Below are 22084 nucleotides of genomic sequence, written 5' to 3'. Positions count from 1 at the left end.
TAAGCTCCTTGTATCAGTTAGATACAGCTGACTGTATCAAATTCAGCGTACCAGCCTCTCCGCCTCCCGCGACGGAACCTAAGGAGCAGATCATGGACGCTTCAGGAATCGACCGCCTCCCCGAAGGCCCGGTACGGCGCATGCTGGCCGCGGCCGGCCGCCACGACCTCGAGGACATGGTGTCCCAGTTCGCGGATGACTACCGCAACACCACCCCCGTCCACCCCGCCCGCAGCTTCACCGGCTCCGCCCAGGTCCGGAAGAACTGGGCGGCACTCTTTGCCGGCCTGCCGGACCTCACCCTCACCGTCCACGACGCCGCCACCGGCCCGGATGGCAAACTCTGGCTGGAATGGAGCAACCGCGGCACCCGGCCCGACGGATCCGTGCAGCGCGCCGCGGGCGTGGCCATTTTCACCCTCCGCCACGACAAGATCGCCGCGGCCCAGTTCTACCTTGAGCCCGTGGACCAGGACTCCGGCGACGTGGACCAAGCCGTCCGGGAAGCCGTCCAGGGCGCTGCGGGAGGTGGCCGGTCATGATCCTGGTGGTCGGCGGCACAGGCCGCCTTGGCCGCGCCGTGGTTCCCCTCCTGCTGCAGGCGGGCCAGCAGGTCCGTGTCATGGCCCGCGGCACGTCCCAGCCTTTCCCCCAAAAGATGGGCGACGGCGTCGAACTCTTCCGTGCGGACCTCGCCTCGGACGAGGACTGCCGGCAAGCGGTGGCGGGCTGCACCGGGGTGGTGTTCGCGGCCTCCGGATTTGGGGCCAAGGACACAAACCCGCGCGCGGTTGACCGCGACGGCGCCATCCGGCTGATCCGTGCGGCCGCCGCAGCCGGAGTCCGGCACCTGGTGATGATGTCCATGCACGGCGCTGCCCCGGACGGACCGATTGACTACCTGCGCTGCAAAGCGGCCGCCGAGGATGCGGTCCGTTCATCCGGCATGGACTGGACGGTTATCAGGATGGGGGCGCTCCTGGAACAGCGATTGGAGATCATGGCGGCCCCGCTTGAATCGAAGGGCAAGGTGCCCGTGTTCGGCTCGGGAGTCGTCCCGGTGACCTATACCTCGGTCCGGGACGCGGCCGCCGTCGTGGTCCGTGCCCTCCGGGACCCTGCGCTGCGGAACCGCGTCATCGACTGGGGCTCGCAGACGCTCACTGCCAACGAGGTGGCGGAGGCCCTGTTCGCCCGGGCCGGCCGTGGGTCGGTCCAGCGGATCCCGGCGGCCGCCGCGCGGGTCCTCTCCGTTGCTGCCAGGCCGTTTTCACCGTTCCTGGCCCGGGTGGCGGGCGCCGCGGCCTGGGAGGAATCGGGAGCGGCTTCTTTTGAATATGCACCAGCGCGGTCCGAGTTTCCCGACATCCCGGTCACCGGGCTGCAACAGGTCCTCGAGGTATCAGGCACTCCGGGACCTTTGGCGTAGCCGCCTACCAGGCCGCCCAAAGAGCTGGGCCGAGGGCGGGATCCGGTAGGGGGCGGAGGCCCGCGGTGAGGTTCAGGGCCGTTCGTCGATACCGCACCACCCGGCAATGAAGAGGGCGATGCTCTTGGTGACCCGGCGGATGGATTCGACCGAGACCCGCTCGTCGAAACCATGGATTGACTCTGACACGGGGCCGTAGACCAACGGCGGCGTGTTGGCATAGAGCGCGAAAACCCTGCCGTCCAGGTAGCCCGGCGTGGTGAAGCTTTTCAGTTCACTGCCGAACACCTGACCATGGGAGCGCTCCAGCATCGCCTCCGCTTCACTCCCAGGCTCCAGCACATAGCCCTCGGAGAAGAAGCCTGTCTTGACGCCGACCGCGCTGATCGGGTCGGGTCCCCGGCCAAGGGAGGCAAGGCAGTCCTGAAGTTCAGCCCATGCCTGCTCCGCGGGGATTCCGGGATAAATTGCCGCGCGCACGTCGAACTCGCACCAGGCCGGGACGCTTGAAGGCCAGTCCCCGCCCTGGATGCCGCCGAAGTTGAAATTGATGGGGTGCTCCAGGTCTTCAAAGTAGCGGTGCTGTTCGCGGTCGGCGTTCCACTTCCCTTCAACCTCCCGCAGCGCGGAAATTGCCGTATACGCCGCGTCGATGGCGTTGAAGCCGGTGCCCATCTCGCGGGGATGGGTCGGGTTTCCGGTCACCCTGACCCTGAACCAGAGCACGCCCACGTTGGCGCGCACCAGCATGTCCTCCTCGGGCTCGGGAATGATGACGGCGTCGGCACGGTAGCCGCGCATCAGGGCGGACAGCGAGCCGTTCCCTGTGCATTCCTCCTCGACGACGGACTGGAAGTGGATACGGCCTGCCGGCTCGAACCCCGCGGCGCGGACGGCGTCGAAGGCGAAAAGGTTGGCCGCGAGACCTGCTTTCATGTCGCCGGCGCCCCGGCCGTACATCCATCCATCGATGATGGGGGCGTCCCAGGGGTGGCGCGACCAGGACTCGGAAGGGCCCTCGGGGACGACGTCTATGTGGCCGTTGAGGATCAGGGAACGTCCGCGCTCAGCAGCCGGACTGTACGTGCCCACCACGTTGGTCATCCCCGCATAGGAAACCGTTGCGGGCCCGTAGCCCTCGTGGGCGGACAGGTCATCGGCGTCCAGCTCCCACCGGTCCATCTCCAGGCCACGGCTTGCCATGGCCGCATGCATCAGGTCCTGGGCGCTGCCCTCCCGGGTGCGCAGCGACGGGTGCCTGACCAGGTCCTGGGTGAAGGCCAGCTGGGCATCGAAGGCGGCGTCCACGGCCTCCAGGATGCGGAGTGTTTGGTCGTCACTGAGCACTGTTATCTCCGACAAGCTGCTTGTCCTGGACCCGCAGGCGCTCGCCGAAGAACCCGCCGACGGCGGTAAGCAGCGAGATGATCGCCAGGATCAGGGCCGCACCCCAGGACTGGTTGCCGGAGACGCCCAGCATGGCCGTGGCCAGCAAGGGCATGAATCCGCTGGTGGCGCCCGCGATGTTGTACCCGAGGGCCACGCCGGAGTAGCGCAGCTTCGGCGGGAACAGCTCGGTCAACAGGGCGCCGTTGACAGCGTAAGCCACCGCTATGAGCATGATCCCGACGGTGATGGCCAGCGTAATCAACAGGGGGGATTTCGTATCAATCAAGGCGAAGAGGGGGAACGCGGCGAGAGCGCTGATGATGCCGCCCCACATGGTGACCTTGCCCGGCCCGATTTTCTCTGCGAGCCGGCCCATGAGGAATGTGACGCCGATCTGGGCCACGGCGGCGACCAGCGTGGCGTTGACCATGACGTTCCGGTCCACCTTCAGCGTGTTGGATCCGTAGCTCACCGCGAAGGTGGTGATCATGTAGAAGCCACCCACGCCGAGGAGTGCGGCGAGCACGGCAACGAGCAGGCGGCCGGCGGCGTGGCGGAAGACCTCGAAGGCTGGAACCTTGGACGTTTCGCCCTGGGCGAGCAGGTCCTTGAAGATGGGGGACTCTTCCACCTTGAGGCGGATCCAGAGTGCGATGCCCAGCATCGGGAAGGCCGCCAGGAATGGGATCCGCCAGCCCCAGGCGTCAAAAGCTTCGGACGGGAACAGCAGGACGAGCGAGAAGGCGCCTGACGCCAGCAGCGTGGCCACCGGCGAGCCGACCTGTACCAGCGCCGCATACCGGCCGCGCTTTTCAACGGGGGCGTGCTCGACGGCCATTGTCACGGCGCCGCCCCATTCACCGCCGACAGCCAGGCCTTGGACCAACCGCAAGACGGCGAGCAGGATGGGCGCCGCCAGGCCGATGCTGCCGAAATCGGGCAACAGGCCGATGAAGGCCGTGGCCACGCCGATCATGACGATGGTCATCAGCAGCGCGGGCCGGCGTCCGTATCGGTCTCCGATGTAGCCAAAGATCATGGCTCCCAGCGGACGGGCCGCGAAGCCGACCCCGAATGTGGCGAAGGAGGCCAGCAGCGCAGCGGTGGGGTCCATGTTGGTGAAGAACAGCCGGTTGAAGACCAGCGCGGCGGCGGTGCCGAAGAGGTAGTAGTCGTACCACTCCAGGGCGGTTCCGACGAACGCGGCTCGGGCAATTTTTCCCGCGTCCTTGCCTGAGATGACCGGAGGAGCATCTGCACCGGGGGAAAGTGAATGTGAGGTGGTCACTGCGTGGGCCCTTTCGAGCGGGGTTGAGTTCTTGCATCCCGGGTCCCGCGGCGGGCGAAGGGCGGTGGCCTGCACTGCTGCGGTGGTGGTTATTCGAGAGTAAGTGAGTGATAACGCCCTGAACAATGATAATTTCCACCCACTTCCGGCCCCTATCTTGGGCATTCGCACAAATCAGGAAGGGAACTCGCTATAGCGGTTGAGGGCGATGAGTGCCCGCGCGGCCTCGGCCGGTACGGTGAGGTCAAGGCCGATCACCTCGTGAAGGCTGTGCAGGCGGTTCACTACTGTGTTGCGGTGGCAGAACAGCTCCTCCGCCGTTTCCTTGATGGATCCGGTCCGCCCATAGCTGCGTGCCACCTCCAGCAGGCGTTGGCGCTCAAGCGGAGTGCACTTCTCCAGTGCGTTCTTTATGGGGGCTGAAAAGCCGGGAAACTTCTGCTCCAGGAGGGCGCCGGCGATTCCCATCCATGCGTCTTCCATCGTGGCCAGCCGGGTGCCGCGGCGCTTCTGCTGCGCCAGCACAAGCGCCGCGGCCGCAGCGGAGGGCACAGCATCCAATCCCTCAACGTCGGGTACGTATCCGGCAGGAAAGGGCGGCGGCTCATGACGCCAGGTCAGCCCCTTCCGCTGCTGCCGGAAGAGATACAGGACTCCGTTGTTCTCGTACATATAGATGCTGTGGTCGGGCTCAAACTGCTGCTGGGCCTGGGATACGGCGTCCAAGGTCACGGCGAGCACTTCGAACGCACCGGTGGCCTGGACTTCGAGGGCTGCTGCAAGGTCCTGGACTTCCCGCGGGGTGTCAAGGCCCGCATTGAACAGCCGGGAAAGCAGGCGCTGCCGGTACAACTGCTTGTTGCGGGCCAGGCGGGCCTCTTCCTCGGCATAGGCCTGTTGGATGCTGGTCACGTAACCTTCGACGGCATCCAGGACCCGGTCCATGTTGGCCACCAGGACACCGATTCCCTTGTCCCGCGCAACCCGTTCCAGCCCCTTCCAGAGAACACGGAAGTCATTGCGGATGGCTACCAGGAACGCGTCCAGGGGGACCCCCTGGCGGGCGCGCCGGGCGGCCACCTCGCGGGGAAGCGTCTGCAGGTCCGGCGGGAGCTCCAACCCGGCCATCTGATAGAGGAACATGTCCATGGTGTCCGCAGCGGTCCGGTAGATGTCCTCCTTGGGAACCACTGCTTCACCATAGGAAATGGAAGAAAAACGCTCCAGGAAGTCGTCTACCAGCAGGGACCGATCCTTCCAAAGACTTTCCAGCAACTCGGTCCATTCGGGCTCGGTAGGACGGCCGGGACGGAACTCCCTTGCGCCAGTACCGTAGGATCGCGACACGTCACCATCATTTGCTGTCATGACGCTATTTTATGCAAAAGCCTAAATTTCGGCCATGAAGCAGCGTTTTATATCCATTGAAGGCAGCGATATCACAGAGTTGAATGGACGGAGCGGCACGTACAGGCCGCGGTTCCAACCCCCGGAAAGGCCCGGGGACCCTAGCAAAGAGGATCCATGCCCGTCGATCTCCTGATTCGCAATGCACACATACTGACCCAGGATGCCTCCCGCCCCACCGCGACAAGCCTGCTCATTCACGACGGCAAAATCCTTGATGTGGATCCCGACGCCGGTCTCTGCGGCCATGCCCTCAGGACCATTGATGCCGCCGGAACCACGATTGTCCCAGGATTCAATGACGTCCACGCGCACAGCGTCTGGTTCGGCCTGGGGCTGATGGAGGCCAACGCAGGGGCAGCGGCGAACCTGGACGGGCTGTACCGGATCATCGCTGAGGCCGCCGCCGGGATGGCCCCGGGGGAGTGGGTCGTGGCATCGGGCTACAGCCCGCTGCTGCTCGACGGCCAGCAACCGGATAAGGACCGGCTGGATGCGGCGGCGGGGGGACGTCCAGTGTGGATCAAACATTCTTCCGGCCACGCCTGCACGCTCAACGGCGTAGCACTGGAGCGGGTGGCCGCCCATGCCGATCTCAGTGCACCGATCGAAGGCGGCGTCGTCGTCATGGGCGAAGATGGCCTGCCGACGGGGCTGTTGGAGGAAAACGCCATGCGGCTGGTGCAGGACATCCTGCTGCCGTATCCGCTGGAGACCATTGAACGCGCACTGGATCTGGCCACGTCACACTATTTGTCCGAAGGAATTACCAGCGTCACTGATGCGGGCATCGCCGGTGGCTGGATCGGTTATTCGCCGCGGGAGTTCGCCGCGTACCAGAACGCCCGCGACAAGGGGCTGCTGAGCGTCAGGATGCAGCCAATGCTGGTCATGGATGCCCTCCACGATGTGCCCGGCCACGCCGATGATCCGGCCTCCATTGGCCTCGACGCCGGAATCCGCACCGGCCTGGGCGACGATTGGCTGCGCTTGGGACCGGTGAAGATCTTTAGCGACGGTTCGCTCCTGGGCAGCACGGCCTACATGACCGAGGACTATGTCGGCTGCACCCATAACCACGGCTATCTGCAAATGGACGCGGAGCAGCTGCGAGAGTCGGCGCTCAGCGCCTACCGTGCTGGCTGGGCGATTGCGATGCATGCCATCGGCGACCACGCAATCGACCACGCCATTGACATCATTACTGAGGCGCAGGAAAAGTTCGGGGCCAACGCACAGCCCAACCGGATCGAGCACGGCGGAGTTGTCCGCCCCGATCAGCTTGACCGGATAGCCCGGGCCGGCATCGTGCTGGTCCCGCAGCCGCACTTCATCACCGAATTCGGAGATGGCATGGCCCGCCTGCTGGGCCCCAAGCGCACCACCTGGTCCTACCCTGCCAGGGGCCTGCTGGCGCGGGGGATTACGCTGCCGGGAAGTTCGGACCGGCCCGTCTCCAACGGCCGGCCCCTGGACGTTATGCAGTCTTTCGTGGAGCGGCTGACCCCTTCGGGCGACGTATACGGCCCGGACGAAAGGATCACAGCAGCCCAGGCGCTCGCTGCGTACACCACCGGATCGGCTGCCGCGACCGGAACCGGCCACATCAAGGGGCGCCTGGCACCGGGGTACTTGGCGGACCTCGTGTTCCTGGACCAGGACCCCACCGCCGTCGATACCTCAAACATCTCAGCCACGCGCGTGCTCGCCACTATGGTGGGCGGTCAGATCCGCTTCGGCGAGGAAAATCTGCCGGCGCCGGTCCTCGCCACAGACCTGGATGCCGCACTGACAGGGAAGGAAACCCCATGAACACCGCACACAACGAGTTCCTCGCAGACTTCGCCACGATGTCGGGCTTCGGCGCCACGCCCGGGGGAGGCGTGGACCGGCAGGCCGGCACGGCCGCAGACCACGCCACGCGGGCGTGGTTCAGCCAGTGGCTGGCCCGGCATGGCTATGCCGAATCAGTGGACGGGGCAGGCAACCAGTTCGGCACCCTGGACCTGGTCGCCGGCGCCCCCTATGTGCTGGTCGGCTCACACCTGGACTCCCAGCCGCTGGCCGGCCGGTACGACGGGGCCTACGGCGTTCTCGCAGCGGCCCATGCAGGCGCCCGCGTCGCTGCGGAAGCCCGGGCCGGCAAGCTCCACCCCACCTGCAACCTGGCCGTTGTGAACTGGTTCAACGAGGAAGGCAGCCGTTTTGCGCCCAGCATGATGGGAAGTTCGGTCTTCACCGGGAAACTGCCGCTGGGCGACGCGCTTGCCACCGCAGATCCTGCCGGAATCACTGTGGCGGAGGCCTTGGCGGACGGCCATGCCACCCCGCAAGCGAACGCCCCGGTCCTCGCCGACGTGGCATGCTATGCCGAGATCCACATCGAACAGGGCAGGAACCTTGAAGAAACCGGCACCCAAGTGGGGATCGTGGACCGTACCTGGGCCGCCAGCAAGTACCGGGTAACGGTGGATGGAGCCCAGTCGCACACTGGCGCGACCCGCATGGAGGACCGCCGCGACGCCCTGTACGGGGCCGCGCTGGTCATCGCCGCCGCCCGTGAACTGGCCGCGGAATTCGAGCCGGGGCAGCTGCACACATCGGTATCGGAGCTTTATGTCCTGCCGAACTCGCCGGTCACCGTCGCCCGCCAGGTGCTGATGAACCTGGACCTGCGTTCCCCCGATGAGTCCGTCCTGGGCCTGGCCATGGAACGGCTGGGCAAGAGGATTGTCGACGCCGAGGCAGATTCCCGGACGGAGATCCGCCTGGACCTCACCCACAACTGGGGCGTGGTGTCCTACCAGTCCAAGGGGGCTGAACTGGCCAGGTCAAGCGCAGAGAGCCTTGGCTACAGCCACCGGGACGTGATGACCGTCGCCGGGCACGATTCCACCAACATGAAGGACGTGGTCCCCACCGTCATGCTATTCGTTCCCAGCGTCGAAGGCATCTCGCACAACGAGGCCGAACACACGCTCGATGACGATGCATTGCGCGGCGTTGACTTGCTCACGGACGTCACGCGGCGGCTGGTCCGCGGCGAGCTGCAAGGGGATTAGCATCACAACGGACGGATGCTGCGGTTGGTCGAGGTGTCTCCACAGCCACGCAGCCGTCCGGGGAACGCTCAACCACCGGAAACCGCAGCCACCTCAACGCTGACCCCCGCGTCCCGGAACTTCTGCACCTGGGCAGGGTCGGCGCCGTCGTCCGTCACCAAAGTCCACGGCAACGCCAGCCGCACCCAAGCGTGGAAGGGCCGCAGGCCCAGCTTGGAGGAGTCGGCCAAAACGTAGACGGAGCGCCCGCGCCGGGCCATGAGCTCCTTGAGGCGGGTCTGGGCGTGGTCGGCCTCGCAGATGCCGTCGTCGGCGGTGACGGCGTCCGCCCCCAGGAACACGCGGTCAAAGCTCATCCGCTCCAGCGCCGCCTCCGCCAGCGGGCCGACGAAACTCTGGGAAACACTGCGCAGCCGGCCGCCCAGGCAGTCCACCTCGATGCCATCGCATTCGGCCAGCTCCTGCAGCGTGTTGATCCCCGGCGTCGTGACCGACAACCGGTCAAACCCGCGCAGCTCGTGCGCCAGGGCACCTGCGGTGGATCCGGCGTCGAGCAGGATGCTCTCCCCGGGCTGGATCACCGAGGCCGCCCACCGGGCGATCGCATGTTTCTGCTCGAACGCCTCACCAGTGCGTTGCCGCAGCGACGCCTCCGGGTGCGCGCCCAGCGCCATTGCCCCGCCGTAGGTGCGGGCCAGACGGCCCTGCCCGTTCAGCAACGCCAGGTCGCGGCGGATGGTGGACGCCGTCACCTCGAACTTCGCCGAGAGCTCCTCCACGGACGCGAGGCCGGTGGTCACGGCAAGGTGGTAGATCTCCTCGCGCCGCGCGTTTGCGCTGAGCATTCCCGGTCTCCTTCCCGTGGGCATGGCGGTGGCAGTGGTACCCATGCTAGTTCCGGCCCCCATCAAACCTGTGACCTACACGGCCACGGCCGGCCGGGTGGCCATTTCTGCCGCCTGGTGCAGCGCCTCCACCATGGACCGGGAATCGGCGATGGCCTTGCCCGCGATGTCGAACGCGGTGCCGTGGTCAACGGACGTCCGGATCACCGGCAGGCCCACCGTGATGTTCACGCCGGCCTCGATCCCCAGCACCTTCACCGGTCCGTGCCCCTGGTCGTGGTACATGGCCACCACCAGGTCGTAATCGCCGCGGCCGGCCAGGAAGAACAGCGTGTCCGCGGGCAGCGGGCCCACGGCGTTGATCCCGTCCGCCTGCGCCGCCTTCACGCCCGGCTCGATCTTCTCCGCTTCCTCGCCCTGCCCGAACAGGCCGTTCTCGCCGGCGTGCGGGTTGATGGCGCACACGCCGATCTTCGGGTTGGGGATGCCCGCCCGCACCAGCGCCTCGTGGCCGCGGCGGATGGTCCGCTCCACCAGGTCCGGGTTGATCTTGCGGATGGCATCCACCAGGCCGATGTGCGTGGTCACGTGGATCACCCTGATCTTGGGCGTGGAGAGCATCATGGACACTTCCTCCGTGCCGGTCAGGTGCGCCAGCAGCTCGGTGTGCCCGGGGTAGATGTGCCCGGCGGCGTGCAGCGCCTCCTTGTTCAGCGGCGCGGTGCAAATGGCTTGCACCTTCCCGGCCATCGCCAGCTCGCTGGCCACCCGGATGTATTCGTAGGCGGCATGCCCGGCCACGGGCGAGAGCTGCCCCCACGCCAGGTCCGCCGGCAGCAACGCCAGATCGATGACGTTAACCCGGCCCGGCGTGAACACAGCATCGTCCACATCCTCGATCGGCCGGATGTCCGCCCCGATGCCCAGGGTCTCCGCGGCCTGGCGCAGCCGCAGCGCGTCGCCGATCACCACGGGCCGGCACTCGGCGTTGCTCTGCGGATCCAGCACGGCGGCCACCACCACCTCGGGGCCAACTCCGGCGCCGTCGCCCATGGTCACGGCCACGTAGGGGAGGGGCTGGTTCTGCGTTGATTCGTCAGTCATTGTTGCTCCAGATTCTTCGGAAGTCTTGTGGGAAAGGGTTTGGGTGGAAGCTGCGGCGGCCTGGCCGCGGCGCTTCCGGATTTCGTCGTACAGCTGAAGGAGGGCCAGGTGGTCGCCGAAGCTGCCGGGCTTGGTGCCCACCAGCGTCCCGTCGTCCGCGCGGCTCAGCACGGCTCCGTGCTGCACCGCCGCGAGCGGCACCAAGCTGGAGCGGCCGACGGCGTCCAGGACTTCCCTGGCCGTCTCACCGCCGGTGAGGATCAGGTCGGCCCGGGTTCCCTTGACGGCCTCGGCGGCGAACCTTGCCAGCGCCTGCACGATGCGGGGTGAGGCGGACGGGTCCACTTTCTGGGCCGCCAACGTGATAATCACGCGGGCAGCTGACCGCAAATCCGCCGAAACCTGGGCCAGTTGGGACACGTAGGCGCCGTCCGCACCGGCGTAGAGCGGGTGCAGCCGGACCACCGTGAACCCTTGGGCTTCAAGGGCAGCCAGTTGCGCCTGCGCGGTCTGTGAAGCGGAGCCGACGACGGCGAGCACCGGCCCGGGTGCCTCCTGCGGTTCCGCGGTGGTTGCGTCAGCCGTTGCCACAGGTTGCGCATTTCGCGCAAGTCGTGGGCTGAGCCGCTGGGCGAGAACATCGGCCGCCCCGCCGGTTCCGACCAGCACGATGCGGCGTCCGCCCGCCCGGAACTCCAGTTCCAGCAGGGCGTCCACGGTGTTCTCCAGGTCCCGGACGGTCTCGCCGTCCACCACCACGAGCTGCGGCCGCTCGGGTTCGAGCAGCCCGGCGAGCTTCGCAGCCAGGGATCCGGAGCGGACCGCAGCCAGATCAACGGAGCGCACAGAGGACGGATCCACCGGGGCCAGCAATGAAGGAACATCGACTGGCGGGGCCGACAGCTCGGCCTCCCAGAAGTCCGTTTCCGCCAGGGGAGTGCCGGCAGCCAGCGGCTTGCCACCGAGTACTGTGCGCTGCAGCTGGGGGAGTGCGCCCGCAATCACGGCGTGGAATCCAAGGCTGGCCAAGGCCGACACCTCAGCCTGGATGTTGCCGCGCCACAGGGAATCCATCTTCTTGAACTGCACCTGTGCGGCAGAGGCCTCGGGACCGGAGAACGCCTCCTTCACCAACGCCTCAGCCTCGGCCCCGGACAGGCCACGGGAGTGTGTATCGGCGACCACCACGTCGGTGACCTCTCCCGCAAAGGAGGGGCCGCCGTCGTGCGTTCCGAAAGACGCACCCGCGGCGAGAATGACCTGCGCAGTCAGCCCATGTTCCACAAAGCAATAGCCAACCTCGGCGGCGCCGGAGAAGTCGTCGGCCTGCACAAATACGGAAGCCACGGTGCTCCTCTCGTCATAGTCGGCTGGAACCCGCCAATCAGCGGGAGGCTTTCCATCATCATGACATGGTTGCGCGAATCGCGCTAGATAGGTTGCGCAATTTGCGCAGGAGTGGCAAAGTGATGGACACAACATTCGGCGCAGCCATTCCGGCAGCCCGCCATCCCCGATCTACCGAGAGGTCAACGATGACCGTTCTTCCTCAAGGAAGTGAGATTTCCCGCCGCCGCCTCCTTCAGTTCGGTGCGGCCGCCGGGTTTCTGCTGGGCACCGGCAGCCTGGCCGGCTGCGCCGGCCCCACCGGACTCCCCGGACCCAGCACCCTGACCCTGGCCCTCAACCGGTCCCTGGTCAGCCTGGACAACAAGCTCAACCAGTTTGACGCAGCCGTCACCGTGCAACGCTCGGTCCGCCAGGGACTCACCGCCATCGGCCCCGAAACCAAGCCCGTCCTGGTCCTGGCCGAACGCTTCGAGATGACCGGCCCCACCGAATGGACCGTCCGGCTCCGCGACGGCATCCGCTACTCGGACAACAGCCCCGTCACTGTGGAGGACGTCTCCACCGCCCTGAAGATGTACAAGCAGGTCCAGGGCTCCTTCGTGGCCGGGTTCTTCCCCGAATTCCCCGAGGTTGTCCCCGTGGATGACCGCACGTTCAGGATGGTCACCAAGAAGCCGGTCCCCATCCTGGACTCACTGATGAGCATGATCCTGATAACCCCGGCCGCACAGAACAAACCGGAGGAACTCCAGGAAGGCCTGGGCACCGGCCCTTATGTTGTCACCAAGTACAACCGTGGTGCCGGCACCTACAGCTTGGAACGCAACAAGAACTACTGGGGTCCCGCGCCGCACATCGACAACGTGGAGGTCCGGTTCCTCCCTGAGGAATCCAGCCGCGTCATCGCCCTGCGCAGCGGCGAGGTGGACGTCATCGACTCCATCACCCCAGACTCCCGCGAACAGCTCGCAGGCCTGCCCGGCGTCACGCTGCAGGAAGCCTCAAGCCTGCGCCTCAACCAGATCTTCTTCAATTTCCGCAAGCCCGCTGGCCACCCGCTGGCCAACCCCCGCGTCCGCCAGGCCCTCAGCATGGCCATCGACGGACAGTCCCTGGTGAAGGACGTCCTGGTGGACTCCGTCACCCAGGCCGCAGGCGTCACCCCGTCCAGCCTCACCGGCTACTACAAGACCGGCGAATACGTCTACGACCCCGAGAAGGCCAAGGCCACCCTTGCAGAACTTGGCGTCAAGGACCTCACCCTGAAGATCATCTGGGAAACCGGCGAATTCGCCTCCGACACCTCCGTGATGGAAGCCCTGGTTGAAATGTTCGGCAAGATCGGCGTCAAGGCCGAGCTCCAGCAGTTCGAACCCGGCGGCAACATCATGGCCTGGCGCCAGGGCAAACAGGGCGACTGGGACCTGCTGGCCAACGGCTACCCCAGCCCCACCGGCCTGGCCATCACCATGCTCCAGGGCATGTACGCCGGCACCCCGGAAAAGGAAGCCACCCGCGACACCTACCAGGGGTACGTCATCCCCGAGGTCACCGCCAAGATCCAGGCCGCTTCCGCCGAGGCGGACCCGGCGCGCAGGACGCAACTGCTCAACGACGCCCAGCAGGCAGTCTGGGACACCTGGCCCTGCGCCTGGGCGTTCGTGCCCAAGTCCGTCCTGGCCCACCGGGAACGGGTGTCCGGGATCAACCTGGCACCCACCAACTCCTACCCCCTCGTTGATGTCCGGCTGGAGGCCTAAGCCATGACGAACTACATCCTCAAACGCCTGGGACAAGGCCTGCTCACCGTGTTCCTTACGGTATCCACCGTGTTCATCCTGATCCGCCTGGCCCCCGGCGACCCCGCCGTCTCCTACGCCGGTCCGCTGGCCACTTCCGAACAGCTCGCCAAGGTGCGCGAACAGTTCGGCCTGGACAAGCCCCTCCTGGAGCAGTACTGGATCTTCCTGCAGCAACTGTTCAGCGGCAACCTCGGCCAGTCCTACTCGTTCCAGGCGCCGGCCATGCAGGTGGTCTTCGAACGCCTGCCCTACACCCTGACCCTGGCGACGTCGGCAATCCTGCTGACCGCCGTCGTCGCCATCCCGCTGGGGGTGTGGATGTCCCGCCGCCCTGACACCGGCCGCGAATTCGGCGTCAACGTGCTCACCATCGCCGGGCAGTCCATGCCCGATTTCTGGACCGGCATCATGCTGCTCACCGGGTTCGCCGTGCTGGTCCCCCTCTTTCCGGCCTCCGGCTTCGCCACCTGGGGCGGCCTGGTCCTGCCCACCGTCACCATCGCCATCCTGCAGATCGCGCTGATCTCCCGCATGGTGCGCCGCGAGATGACCAACAACCTGGCCGCCCCGTACCTCACCGTGGCCCGCTCCCGCGGCGTGAAGAACTCCGTGCTCACCTGGCGCTACGCAATGGGCAACTCCGCCATTCCCGTCTTCACCGCACTGGGCACCCGGTTCGCCGCGATGCTCAACGGCGTGGTGGTGGTGGAAGTGGTGTTCGCCTGGCCCGGCGTCGGCTCCCTGATCGTCCGGGCCCTGGAAACCCGCGACTACCCCCTCATCCAGGCCACGGTCCTCATCACCGCGCTCCTGGCCGTAGGCGTGCAGCTGCTGATCGACCTCGCCTACCCGCTCCTTGATCCCCGCGTTCGTCTCGGAAAGGCGGCCACAGCATGAGCCTCCACACCGCAACCCCCGCCGGCCCGTCCGGAAGCACCGGCGCGCCAACCCGGCAGCCAAGCCCCAGCGCCGTCACCAAGGCGGACCTTGCCCGGGCCGGCGCCACCCGACGTCGGAAAGCCGCGCAATGGAAACTGGTGGTCGGCGCCATCTGCACCCTGCTGGTGATCATCCCGATCATCCTGGCCAACGTGCTCCCGCTCCCGGACGCCAACTTCCAGGACCTCGCCGCCCGGCGCCTGCCCCCGCTCACCGACGGCCACCTGTTCGGTACCGACCAGCTGGGCCGCGACCTGCTCTCCCGCGTCCTGCACGGCGGCCAGGTCTCGCTGACCATCGGCCTGCTGGCAGTCCTGGTCTCAGGGGCCATCGGCGTGATCCTCGGCTCCGCCGCCGGCTACTTCGGCGGCTGGGTGGACACCATTGTCTCCCGTCTCCTCGAAGCCCAGATGTCCCTGCCGCTGCTGATGATGCTGCTGCTGGTGGTGGCCCTCTTCGGCCCCTCCATCCCCGTGATCACGTTCGTGATTGCCATCGCGCAGTGGCCCGAGGTGGCCCGCCTGACCCGCTCCATGGTCCTGGTGGAACGCGAAAAGCCGTACGTCTCCGCCGCCCGGATCCTGGGCCTGCACCGCATCCAGATCCTGATCCGGCACATCATCCCCAACGTCATCAAGCAGGCAACCCTGGTGGTGCTGCTCCTGCTGGCGCAGGCCGTGCTGCTCGAATCCGCGCTGTCCTTCCTCGGTGCCGGCCCCCAGCGCCCCTTCGCCACCTGGGGCCGGATCATCTCCGACGGCCAGGACTACATCACCACCTCCTGGTGGATGGTCACCCTGCCCGGCCTGGTGATCGTGCTCATGGTGGTAGGCGTCAACCTGCTGGGCGACGGCCTCCGCGACCGTCCCCGCCGCAAGAAGAAGGGTGCCTGACATGTCTGTTTCCCCCACGTTCACCGAGCAGCCGCTGCTGGAGGTCCGCGACTTCCAGGTGGAACTGATCACGGACGCCGGCATCATCCGCGCCGTGGACTCCGTCAGCTTCAGCATCCACCGGGGCGAGACGGTCACCATCATCGGCGAGTCCGGTTCAGGCAAGTCCACGACGGCGATGGGCATCCTCCGCCTGCTGCCCGAGGACCTGGCGGTCCTGTCCGGCACCGTGCTGATTGACGGCGTCGACATCTCCGCCGACCCCAAGGCCATCGACAAGGTGCGTGGCAGGACGCTGGCGCTGATCCCGCAGGACCCGATGACGGCACTGAGCCCCGTGCACTCGATCGGCAGCCAGCTGTTCGAGGCCATCCGGATCGCCGGCGCCGCCTCCGCCAAGGACAAGGGCGCGCTGCAGGCCCGGGCCGTGCGGCTGCTGGAACAGGTGCACATCCCCACGCCGGAGAAGCAACTGAAGAAGTACCCGCACCAGCTCTCCGGCGGCATGCTGCAGCGCGTGCTCATAGCCATCGCTTTGGCTTCCGAGCCGCAATTGCTGGTGGCGGACGAGCCGACATCGGCCCTGGACGTCACGGTGCAGGGCGGCATCCTGGACCTGCTGCTGGAACTGCAGGAACAGCGTGGCATCGGCATCCTGATGATCACGCACGACCTCGGCGTGGCCCGGCTCATCTCTGACAGGATCCACGTGATGAAGGACGGGTCCTTCGTCGAATCCGGCGAGGTCCAGCAGATCGTGGACCACCCCGCCACCGAGTACACCCGCACCCTGCTGGCCGCGGTGCCCGTACTGGGGCCGTGGGACGAAACCCCCAACTCCACCCTGACCACTACTGGAGCACGCCATGACTAAGCCGTTCCTCGCCGTCGACAACCTGGTGGTGGACTACCACGTCCCCGGCGGTACCTTCCGCGCCGTGGACGACGTCTCCTTCTCCGTGGACAAAGGCAAGACGATCGCCGTGGTGGGTGAATCCGGCTGCGGCAAATCCACCATCGCCAAGGCCCTGATGCGGCTGGTGACCCCCACCAGCGGGTCCATCAACCTGGACGGGACGGACATCGCGGCCATGAGCGAAGCGAAGCTGCGGCCCATGCGCTCCACGTTCCAGATGGTGTTCCAGGATCCATACGGCTCCCTGGACCCGCACATGACCGCGCAGGAAATCGTGGCCGAACCGCTCAAGCTGCAGGGAGTCCGCTCCAAAGCAGAACGGCATGCGGCGGCGGCGAAGCTGATTGACCAGGTGGGCCTTCCCGTCCGGTCCCTGGACAAGCACCCCGGCGAGTTCTCCGGCGGCCAGCGCCAGCGCATCGGGATCGCCCGGGCGCTGGCCTCCAAGCCCCAACTGCTGGTCTGCGACGAAGCCACCAGCGCCCTGGACGTCTCTGTCCAGGCACAGGTGCTGCGGCTCCTCAAGTCCATCCAGGACGAAACCGGCATCACCTACGTGTTCATCTCGCACAACCTTGGCGTGGTGCAGGAAATCAGCGATACCGTCATGGTGATGCAGCGCGGCAAGCTCGTGGAACTCGGCCCCACCGCCGACGTCCTGACCGCCCCCAAGGAGGACTACACCCGCAAACTCCGCCGCGCGGCCCTGGACCCCTCCACCATGACCGGCCTGAAGCCGCGGCACATCGTCCGCTCCCTGGCGCTCGCCAACCAGCCCTGACCCTTTGACACACGCAACCACGAGGAATCAACGCATGAGCACGCAGCCCAACGGCACCCAGGTGGACGGCCTGGAACTACCCATCTCCCGGCTGGTCCTGGGGACCATGACGTTCGGCGACACCGCTGACGAGGCCACCGCGGGCCGGATGGTGGAAGAAGCGCTCGCCGCCGGCATCACCACCATCGACACCGCCAACGCCTACGTTGGCGGCACCACGGAGGAGATGCTCGCACGCCTTTTGAAGGGAAAGCGCGACGCCGTCATCCTGGCTTCGAAGGCCGGCATGCCGCACGCGGACCACGGCTCCAATGCACCGCTCTCCGCGGCGGGGCTGCGCGCCAGCGTGGAAGGCAGCCTGCGCCGGCTGGGCGTGGACAGCCTCGACCTCTTCTATCTGCACCAGCCGGACCGGGCCACGCCGGTGGCCGAAACGCTTTCCACCGTGGCGGCCCTGGTCGCCGAGGGCAAAATCGGGGCGCTGGGCGTGTCCAACTTCGCCGCCTGGCAGATCGCCGACGTGATCCACACGGCACGCGAAGTGGGGGCGCCGCAGCCCGTCGTCGCGCAGCAGCTCTACAACCTGGTGGCGCGCCGGCTGGAGGAGGAATACCTCGAATTCGCCGCCACCCATGACGTGCACACCATGGTCTACAACCCGCTGGGCGGCGGCCTTCTCACCGGCAAGCACAGCTTCGAGGCAAAGCCCACCGAAGGCCGCTACGGCGATTCCAAGCTCGCGGCCATGTACACGCAGCGGTACTGGGACAAGCAACTGTTCGACGCGATCGGCGAGCTGTCGCGAATCGCAACCGGTGCCGGGCTGTCCCTGGCCGAACTGTCGCTGCGCTGGCTCGCCTACCGCTCCGGTGTGGGCTCGATGCTGCTGGGCGGCTCCAAGGTGGAACAGCTGCGCGCCAACATCGCCGCCGTGGCCAACGGGCCGCTGCCGGCCGACGTCGTGGACGCCTGCGACGCCGTGGGCACCTCGCTGCGCGGCCCTATGCCCGCCTACAACCGCTGACCCATTCCTCCCGACTGAACCGATTACGAAACTGAAGGACTCTGATGACCTCCCAACTGGCCCTCGAATTCGCCCGCAAGATCCGCGCCCGTGAGCAGGCGGTGGGCTATTGGGCGGTGCTGGACGCGCCCGTGGCCACCGAACGCATCGGCCGGCTCGGCTACGACTACCTGGCCCTGGACGCGCAGCACGGACTGCTCGGCTACTCCGGCGTGCTCAACGGGCTGATGGCCATCGACGCCGGGCACACCGCCGTCGGGATGGTCCGGGTGGAGGCCAACGACTTCACCGCGATCGGCAAGGCACTGGACGCCGGCGCCGTGGGGGTCATCGTTCCGCTCATTAACAACGCCGAAGACGCAGCCGCGGCCGTGGCGGCAGCAAAGTACCCGCCGCTGGGCGGCCGCTCCTACGGCCCCATGCGTTCGGCCTTGCGGATCGGGCCCGTCCCGGCCGAGGCCAACGCCACCACCCTGGTCTTCGCCATGATCGAGACCCCCGAAGGCCTGGCCAACGTGAAGGAAATCTGCGCCACCCCCGGCCTGGACGGCATCTACGTTGGCCCCTCCGACCTCTGCATTGCGGTAGGCGGGGCCTTCCCCGGGGATCCCGCCGTCGAAACCGAATTCAATGCCGCCCTGGAAACCATCGCCGAGGCAGCGGCCTCCGCGGGGATCGCCGCCGGCATCCACACGGCCGCCGGCACAGTGGCCAACCAGCGGCTGCGGCAGGGCTACACGTTCACCACCGTGGCCTCGGACCTGACGCACCTGGAACAGATCGCCAAGTCCCACCTCGACGCTGCCCGCTCCGATGCCGGCACCAAGGAGAGCTAATCCCATGCAGAACACCACAACCGACGCGTACAACACCATCACCCCGGACGGAGCGGTCAAGACGGCCGACGGCGCCGACTTCGCCTACCTGCCCGCACCCACCGTGCAGAGCCACGCGGCCAACCTGCTTACCCTTCCCGACGGCCGTTTAGGCTGTGTGTGGTTCGGCGGCACCCAGGAAGGCGTGCCGGACATCTCCATCTGGTTCTCCACCCTGGAGCCTGGCAGCAGGCAGTGGTCCGACGCCGTCCAGCTTTCGGATGACTCCACCCGGTCCGAGCAAAACCCCATCCTGTTCGTTGCGCCGGACAAAGCCCTGTGGCTGCTGTACACCGCGCAGAAGGCGGGCAACCAGGACACCGCCGAGGTCCGCCGTCGTATCTCCCTGGACAGCGGCCGCACCTGGGGTGAGGTGGAGACCCTGTTCCCGGCCAACGAGACCGGCGGCGTGTTCGTCCGCCAGCTGCCCGTGGTGCTCCCGTCCGGCCGGCTGATCATCCCGATCTTCCGCTGCATCACCACGCCTGGCGAAAAGTGGGTGGGCAACAGCGACGACAGCGCCGTGATGATCTCCGACGACGCCGGCGCCACCTGGACCGAAACCGTGCTTCCCGGCAGCCTGGGCTGCGTTCACATGAACATCCAGCCCGTGGCCGACGGCTCCCTGCTGGCCCTGTTCCGCAGCCGCTGGGCCGACTCGATCTACGAATCCCGCTCCACGGACGACGGCACCACCTGGAGCGAGCCCGTCCCCACCGAGCTGCCGAACAACAACTCCTCCATCCAGTTCACCGCGCTCGCCGACGGCCGCCTGGCCCTGGTGTACAACCACAGCCGGGCGGGGGAGGGCACCGAACGGCGGCTGTCCCTCTACGACGAGATTGACGACGACGGCCTGGCCGACGAACAGGGGCAGGTGGCCGAGCCGGATGCTTCTGTTCCGGACGACGGCGTGAAGCGCGCCTTCTGGGGGACGCCGCGCTCACCCATGACGCTGGCCATCTCCGAGGATTCAGGCCGTACGTGGCCGATCCGCCGGAACCTGGACGTGGGGGACGGGTACTGCCTGTCCAACAACTCCCGTGACGGGCTCAACCGCGAATACTCCTACCCGTCCATCCACCAGGGCCCGGACGGCGCCCTCAACATCGCCTACACATACTTCCGGCAGGCCATCAAGTTCGTCCGGGTCGACCCGCAGTGGGCCTACGAGGGCGCCACCACGCCGGGCGGGGACTCATGACCCGGCACGCGGTGGTCACCGGCACCAGCTCGGGGATCGGCAAGGCGATAGCGGAGCGGCTCCTGGCCGACGGGTGGCAGGTGACCGGCCTGAGTCGGACCGGGTCTTCGCTGGTGGGGAAGTTCGCGTGGCGCCAGGCCGATCTCTCGGAGCCCGAATCGTTGCCGGATGTCCTGGCCGGGCTGGGGTCCGTTGACGCGTTGGTTCATGCCGCAGGATTCCAGCGCACCGCGCACCTTGGCTCCCTTGACCCGGCGGCGCTGGCGGGGATGTTCACGGTCCACGTTGCGGCCGCGTCGGTGCTGGCGAACGAACTGGTGCCGTCCATGCCCGACGGCGGCCGGATCGTCCTGCTGGGCAGCCGCACCTCCACGGGGATGCCGGGTAAGAGCCACTACGCCGCGACGAAGGCGGCGCTGATGGGGCTCGGCCGGACGTGGGCGCAGGAACTCGCGCCGCGGGGGATCACGGTGAACGTGCTCTCCCCGGGGCCCACCGACACCCCCATGCTCAACGATCCGGGCCGCGCCGCCACTCCGGTGAAGCTGCCTGCACTGGGCGCCCTGGTGGACCCGGAGGATGTGGCCGCCCTGGCCGCGTTCCTGCTGGGTCCGCATGGCAAGTCCATCACCGGCCAAAACTACGTGATCTGCGGCGGCGCATCCCTTTAGCGCTCGGTGAGGAGGATCATGGTCCTCGTGGGGTTGACGTACCGCAAGCGCGTTCGAGGTGTGGCCGCAATCGCTGCGGCCCTCCTGGTGGCCGCCGCCGCGGGATGCACCGGTGCCCCGGAACCCCCTGGCCCGCCCGGCGGCACCGCGAGCCCCGCGGCGGATGTCCGGATCGCCGCCGTCGGGGACATGAACCCCGAGGGGAACGCGGACCCGGACAGCAGGTCTGGCCGGAACGGTGCGGCCATCTCCCGGCTGGTTAAGGACAATGAGATCGATGCGTTCCTCGGGCTCGGCGACTTCCAGTACGACACCGCCTACTGCCGGGACTACGTGGACTACTGGACGCAGCTGTGGGGCGGCACGATGCCCAAGCTGTACTGGGTGTCCGCCCCCAACCACGACTGGCAACCGGGCCGCAACGAAGACCTTGATGATTTCATGAACGGCCAGTGCCCGGGCTCGGACGCGAAAGCGGCCATCAACGAGGAAAGGGGCTTCATTCCCAACGAAAAACCGTATTCAAAGGACTTTGGGAACTGGCACTTCGCATTCCTGCCTTCCGGGCTGTGGCGGTACGACAAGGCAGCGGCTTCCGCCGCGACAACATGGCTGGACACTGACCTCGGTGCCGCCAGGGCAGCAGGCAAACACCTTGCGGTGGTCTACCACGAGCCCTACTTCACGTCGGACACGGACGAACATGAGCGGGCCGCAAACCATAAGCCCTGGATCAACGTGATGTGGAAGCACCGGGTCCGGCTGACCCTGTCCGCCTCACAACACAACTACGAGCGGTCCTGCCCCGTGGATAATGCGGATACGTGCGTCGATGACGGCATGACAGCCTTCCAGGTTTCAACGGGAGGCCGCACCCTCCGCCCGTTCACCAGCAGCCCAAAATACATCGCCAAGCGGTTCAGCGACACCCACGGGTTTCTCCGGCTGACGCTGCATGGTGACGGTTCGTTCGACTGGAACTTCGTCCCGACCACAGGGCAGAGCACGGACACAGGTTCGCGGTCGGCACCCTGATCTGTCCGCCAGGCAGAACCCCGCGCGTGCTCCCCATCCTCCAGCGCACCCATGACCCATCCGCCCCGGT

General features: G+C 67.0%; 19 protein-coding genes. 14 read left to right on the top strand and 5 right to left on the bottom strand.

Annotated features, from left to right (window positions below):
• Positions 1 to 92 precede the first annotated feature (92 nt).
• Both QRM96_RS15525 and QRM96_RS15520 read left to right on the top strand, forming a co-directional pair.
• On the top strand, positions 93 to 542 hold the full coding sequence (locus QRM96_RS15525; RefSeq protein WP_285320167.1) for a nuclear transport factor 2 family protein: 450 nt from the start codon (positions 93 to 95) through the stop codon (positions 540 to 542).
• Positions 539 to 1429 carry an SDR family oxidoreductase gene (locus QRM96_RS15520; RefSeq protein WP_285320166.1) on the top strand — a complete coding sequence of 297 codons (891 nt, stop codon included), beginning with the start codon at positions 539 to 541 and terminating at the stop codon, positions 1427 to 1429. Before QRM96_RS15525 ends, QRM96_RS15520 begins: the two co-directional genes overlap by 4 nt.
• Before the next feature lie 72 nt (positions 1430 to 1501).
• Here the strand turns inward: QRM96_RS15520 and QRM96_RS15515 are convergent, their stop codons facing one another.
• The 3 genes from QRM96_RS15515 to QRM96_RS15505 form a co-directional block, all read right to left on the bottom strand.
• Positions 1502 to 2776: an ArgE/DapE family deacylase gene (locus tag QRM96_RS15515; protein ID WP_285320193.1), complete on the bottom strand. Its 1275-nt coding sequence runs from the start codon at positions 2774 to 2776 to the stop codon at positions 1502 to 1504.
• Positions 2766 to 4106: an MFS transporter gene (locus QRM96_RS15510; protein WP_285320165.1), complete on the bottom strand. Its 1341-nt coding sequence runs from the start codon at positions 4104 to 4106 to the stop codon at positions 2766 to 2768. The genes QRM96_RS15515 and QRM96_RS15510 overlap by 11 nt, the downstream gene beginning before the upstream one ends.
• 174 nt (positions 4107 to 4280) lie before the next feature.
• The gene (locus tag QRM96_RS15505; protein ID WP_285320164.1) at positions 4281 to 5474 is read right to left on the bottom strand and encodes a helix-turn-helix domain-containing protein; all 1194 of its coding nucleotides are present in this window, start codon (positions 5472 to 5474) and stop codon (positions 4281 to 4283) included.
• A gap of 156 nt (positions 5475 to 5630) precedes the next feature.
• Between QRM96_RS15505 and QRM96_RS15500 the strand changes: the two genes are divergently transcribed.
• Together QRM96_RS15500 and QRM96_RS15495 are read left to right on the top strand one after the other, a co-directional pair.
• A complete protein-coding gene (locus QRM96_RS15500; RefSeq protein ID WP_285320163.1) occupies positions 5631 to 7325 on the top strand; it encodes an amidohydrolase in 1695 nt (564 codons plus the stop codon).
• Positions 7322 to 8575: a M20 family metallo-hydrolase gene (locus QRM96_RS15495; protein ID WP_285320162.1), complete on the top strand. Its 1254-nt coding sequence runs from the start codon at positions 7322 to 7324 to the stop codon at positions 8573 to 8575. Before QRM96_RS15500 ends, QRM96_RS15495 begins: the two co-directional genes overlap by 4 nt.
• A 68-nt stretch (positions 8576 to 8643) precedes the next feature.
• Here the strand turns inward: QRM96_RS15495 and QRM96_RS15490 are convergent, their stop codons facing one another.
• Positions 8644 to 9420 carry a DeoR/GlpR family DNA-binding transcription regulator gene (locus QRM96_RS15490; RefSeq protein WP_018762022.1) on the bottom strand — a complete coding sequence of 259 codons (777 nt, stop codon included), beginning with the start codon at positions 9418 to 9420 and terminating at the stop codon, positions 8644 to 8646.
• A gap of 75 nt (positions 9421 to 9495) precedes the next feature.
• A complete protein-coding gene (gene pdxA / locus QRM96_RS15485) occupies positions 9496 to 11871 on the bottom strand; it encodes a 4-hydroxythreonine-4-phosphate dehydrogenase PdxA (protein ID WP_285320161.1) in 2376 nt (791 codons plus the stop codon).
• 188 nt (positions 11872 to 12059) lie between these two features.
• Here pdxA and QRM96_RS15480 point away from each other — a divergent pair, with 188 nt between their 5' ends.
• The 10 genes from QRM96_RS15480 to QRM96_RS15435 are packed head-to-tail and all read left to right on the top strand — an operon-like array spanning position 12060 to position 22014.
• The gene (locus QRM96_RS15480; protein WP_018762020.1) at positions 12060 to 13634 is read left to right on the top strand and encodes an ABC transporter substrate-binding protein; all 1575 of its coding nucleotides are present in this window, start codon (positions 12060 to 12062) and stop codon (positions 13632 to 13634) included.
• Between the two features lie 3 nt (positions 13635 to 13637).
• Positions 13638 to 14573, top strand: coding sequence for an ABC transporter permease (locus tag QRM96_RS15475; RefSeq protein ID WP_285320160.1), 936 nt, complete (start codon positions 13638 to 13640; stop codon positions 14571 to 14573).
• The gene (locus QRM96_RS15470; RefSeq protein WP_018762018.1) at positions 14570 to 15508 is read left to right on the top strand and encodes an ABC transporter permease; all 939 of its coding nucleotides are present in this window, start codon (positions 14570 to 14572) and stop codon (positions 15506 to 15508) included. Before QRM96_RS15475 ends, QRM96_RS15470 begins: the two co-directional genes overlap by 4 nt.
• Before the next feature lies 1 nt (position 15509).
• Positions 15510 to 16382 carry an ABC transporter ATP-binding protein gene (locus QRM96_RS15465; protein ID WP_051083469.1) on the top strand — a complete coding sequence of 291 codons (873 nt, stop codon included), beginning with the start codon at positions 15510 to 15512 and terminating at the stop codon, positions 16380 to 16382.
• Positions 16375 to 17205 (top strand): ATP-binding cassette domain-containing protein, encoded by an 831-nt coding sequence (locus tag QRM96_RS15460; RefSeq protein WP_285320159.1) that lies wholly within the window; start codon positions 16375 to 16377, stop codon positions 17203 to 17205. The genes QRM96_RS15465 and QRM96_RS15460 overlap by 8 nt, the downstream gene beginning before the upstream one ends.
• A 34-nt stretch (positions 17206 to 17239) precedes the next feature.
• A complete protein-coding gene (locus QRM96_RS15455) occupies positions 17240 to 18229 on the top strand; it encodes an aldo/keto reductase (protein WP_285320158.1) in 990 nt (329 codons plus the stop codon).
• A gap of 44 nt (positions 18230 to 18273) precedes the next feature.
• Positions 18274 to 19065 carry an HpcH/HpaI aldolase family protein gene (locus tag QRM96_RS15450; protein WP_285320157.1) on the top strand — a complete coding sequence of 264 codons (792 nt, stop codon included), beginning with the start codon at positions 18274 to 18276 and terminating at the stop codon, positions 19063 to 19065.
• 4 nt (positions 19066 to 19069) lie between these two features.
• Positions 19070 to 20308, top strand: a complete 1239-nt coding sequence (locus tag QRM96_RS15445; protein ID WP_109863535.1) for a sialidase family protein — start codon at positions 19070 to 19072, stop codon at positions 20306 to 20308.
• Positions 20305 to 20979, top strand: a complete 675-nt coding sequence (locus tag QRM96_RS15440) for an SDR family NAD(P)-dependent oxidoreductase (RefSeq protein ID WP_018762012.1) — start codon at positions 20305 to 20307, stop codon at positions 20977 to 20979. Before QRM96_RS15445 ends, QRM96_RS15440 begins: the two co-directional genes overlap by 4 nt.
• 18 nt (positions 20980 to 20997) lie before the next feature.
• Positions 20998 to 22014 carry a metallophosphoesterase family protein gene (locus tag QRM96_RS15435; protein ID WP_285320156.1) on the top strand — a complete coding sequence of 339 codons (1017 nt, stop codon included), beginning with the start codon at positions 20998 to 21000 and terminating at the stop codon, positions 22012 to 22014.
• Positions 22015 to 22084: the final 70 nt, after the last annotated feature.

This window comes from Pseudarthrobacter sp. lyk4-40-TYG-27 (assembly GCF_030209295.1).
Taxonomy (GTDB): domain Bacteria; phylum Actinomycetota; class Actinomycetes; order Actinomycetales; family Micrococcaceae; genus Arthrobacter.
This window is presented reverse-complemented; position numbering and strand designations above follow the sequence as displayed.

Excerpts from the sequence above, each read along its gene's own strand:
- QRM96_RS15445 (WP_109863535.1), top strand. The coding sequence starts at position 19,070 with ATGCAGAACACCACAACCGACGCGTACAACACCATCACCCCGGACGGA.
- QRM96_RS15465 (WP_051083469.1), top strand. The coding sequence starts at position 15,510 with ATGTCTGTTTCCCCCACGTTCACCGAGCAGCCGCTGCTGGAGGTCCGC.
- QRM96_RS15520 (WP_285320166.1), top strand. The coding sequence starts at position 539 with ATGATCCTGGTGGTCGGCGGCACAGGCCGCCTTGGCCGCGCCGTGGTT.
- QRM96_RS15495 (WP_285320162.1), top strand. The coding sequence starts at position 7,322 with ATGAACACCGCACACAACGAGTTCCTCGCAGACTTCGCCACGATGTCG.
- QRM96_RS15460 (WP_285320159.1), top strand. The coding sequence starts at position 16,375 with ATGACTAAGCCGTTCCTCGCCGTCGACAACCTGGTGGTGGACTACCAC.
- QRM96_RS15500 (WP_285320163.1), top strand. The coding sequence starts at position 5,631 with ATGCCCGTCGATCTCCTGATTCGCAATGCACACATACTGACCCAGGAT.
- QRM96_RS15525 (WP_285320167.1), top strand. The coding sequence starts at position 93 with ATGGACGCTTCAGGAATCGACCGCCTCCCCGAAGGCCCGGTACGGCGC.
- QRM96_RS15505 (WP_285320164.1), bottom strand. The coding sequence starts at position 5,474 with ATGACAGCAAATGATGGTGACGTGTCGCGATCCTACGGTACTGGCGCA.
- QRM96_RS15440 (WP_018762012.1), top strand. The coding sequence starts at position 20,305 with ATGACCCGGCACGCGGTGGTCACCGGCACCAGCTCGGGGATCGGCAAG.
- QRM96_RS15480 (WP_018762020.1), top strand. The coding sequence starts at position 12,060 with ATGACCGTTCTTCCTCAAGGAAGTGAGATTTCCCGCCGCCGCCTCCTT.
- QRM96_RS15435 (WP_285320156.1), top strand. The coding sequence starts at position 20,998 with ATGGTCCTCGTGGGGTTGACGTACCGCAAGCGCGTTCGAGGTGTGGCC.
- QRM96_RS15455 (WP_285320158.1), top strand. The coding sequence starts at position 17,240 with ATGAGCACGCAGCCCAACGGCACCCAGGTGGACGGCCTGGAACTACCC.
- QRM96_RS15470 (WP_018762018.1), top strand. The coding sequence starts at position 14,570 with ATGAGCCTCCACACCGCAACCCCCGCCGGCCCGTCCGGAAGCACCGGC.
- QRM96_RS15475 (WP_285320160.1), top strand. The coding sequence starts at position 13,638 with ATGACGAACTACATCCTCAAACGCCTGGGACAAGGCCTGCTCACCGTG.
- QRM96_RS15450 (WP_285320157.1), top strand. The coding sequence starts at position 18,274 with ATGACCTCCCAACTGGCCCTCGAATTCGCCCGCAAGATCCGCGCCCGT.
- QRM96_RS15490 (WP_018762022.1), bottom strand. The coding sequence starts at position 9,420 with ATGCTCAGCGCAAACGCGCGGCGCGAGGAGATCTACCACCTTGCCGTG.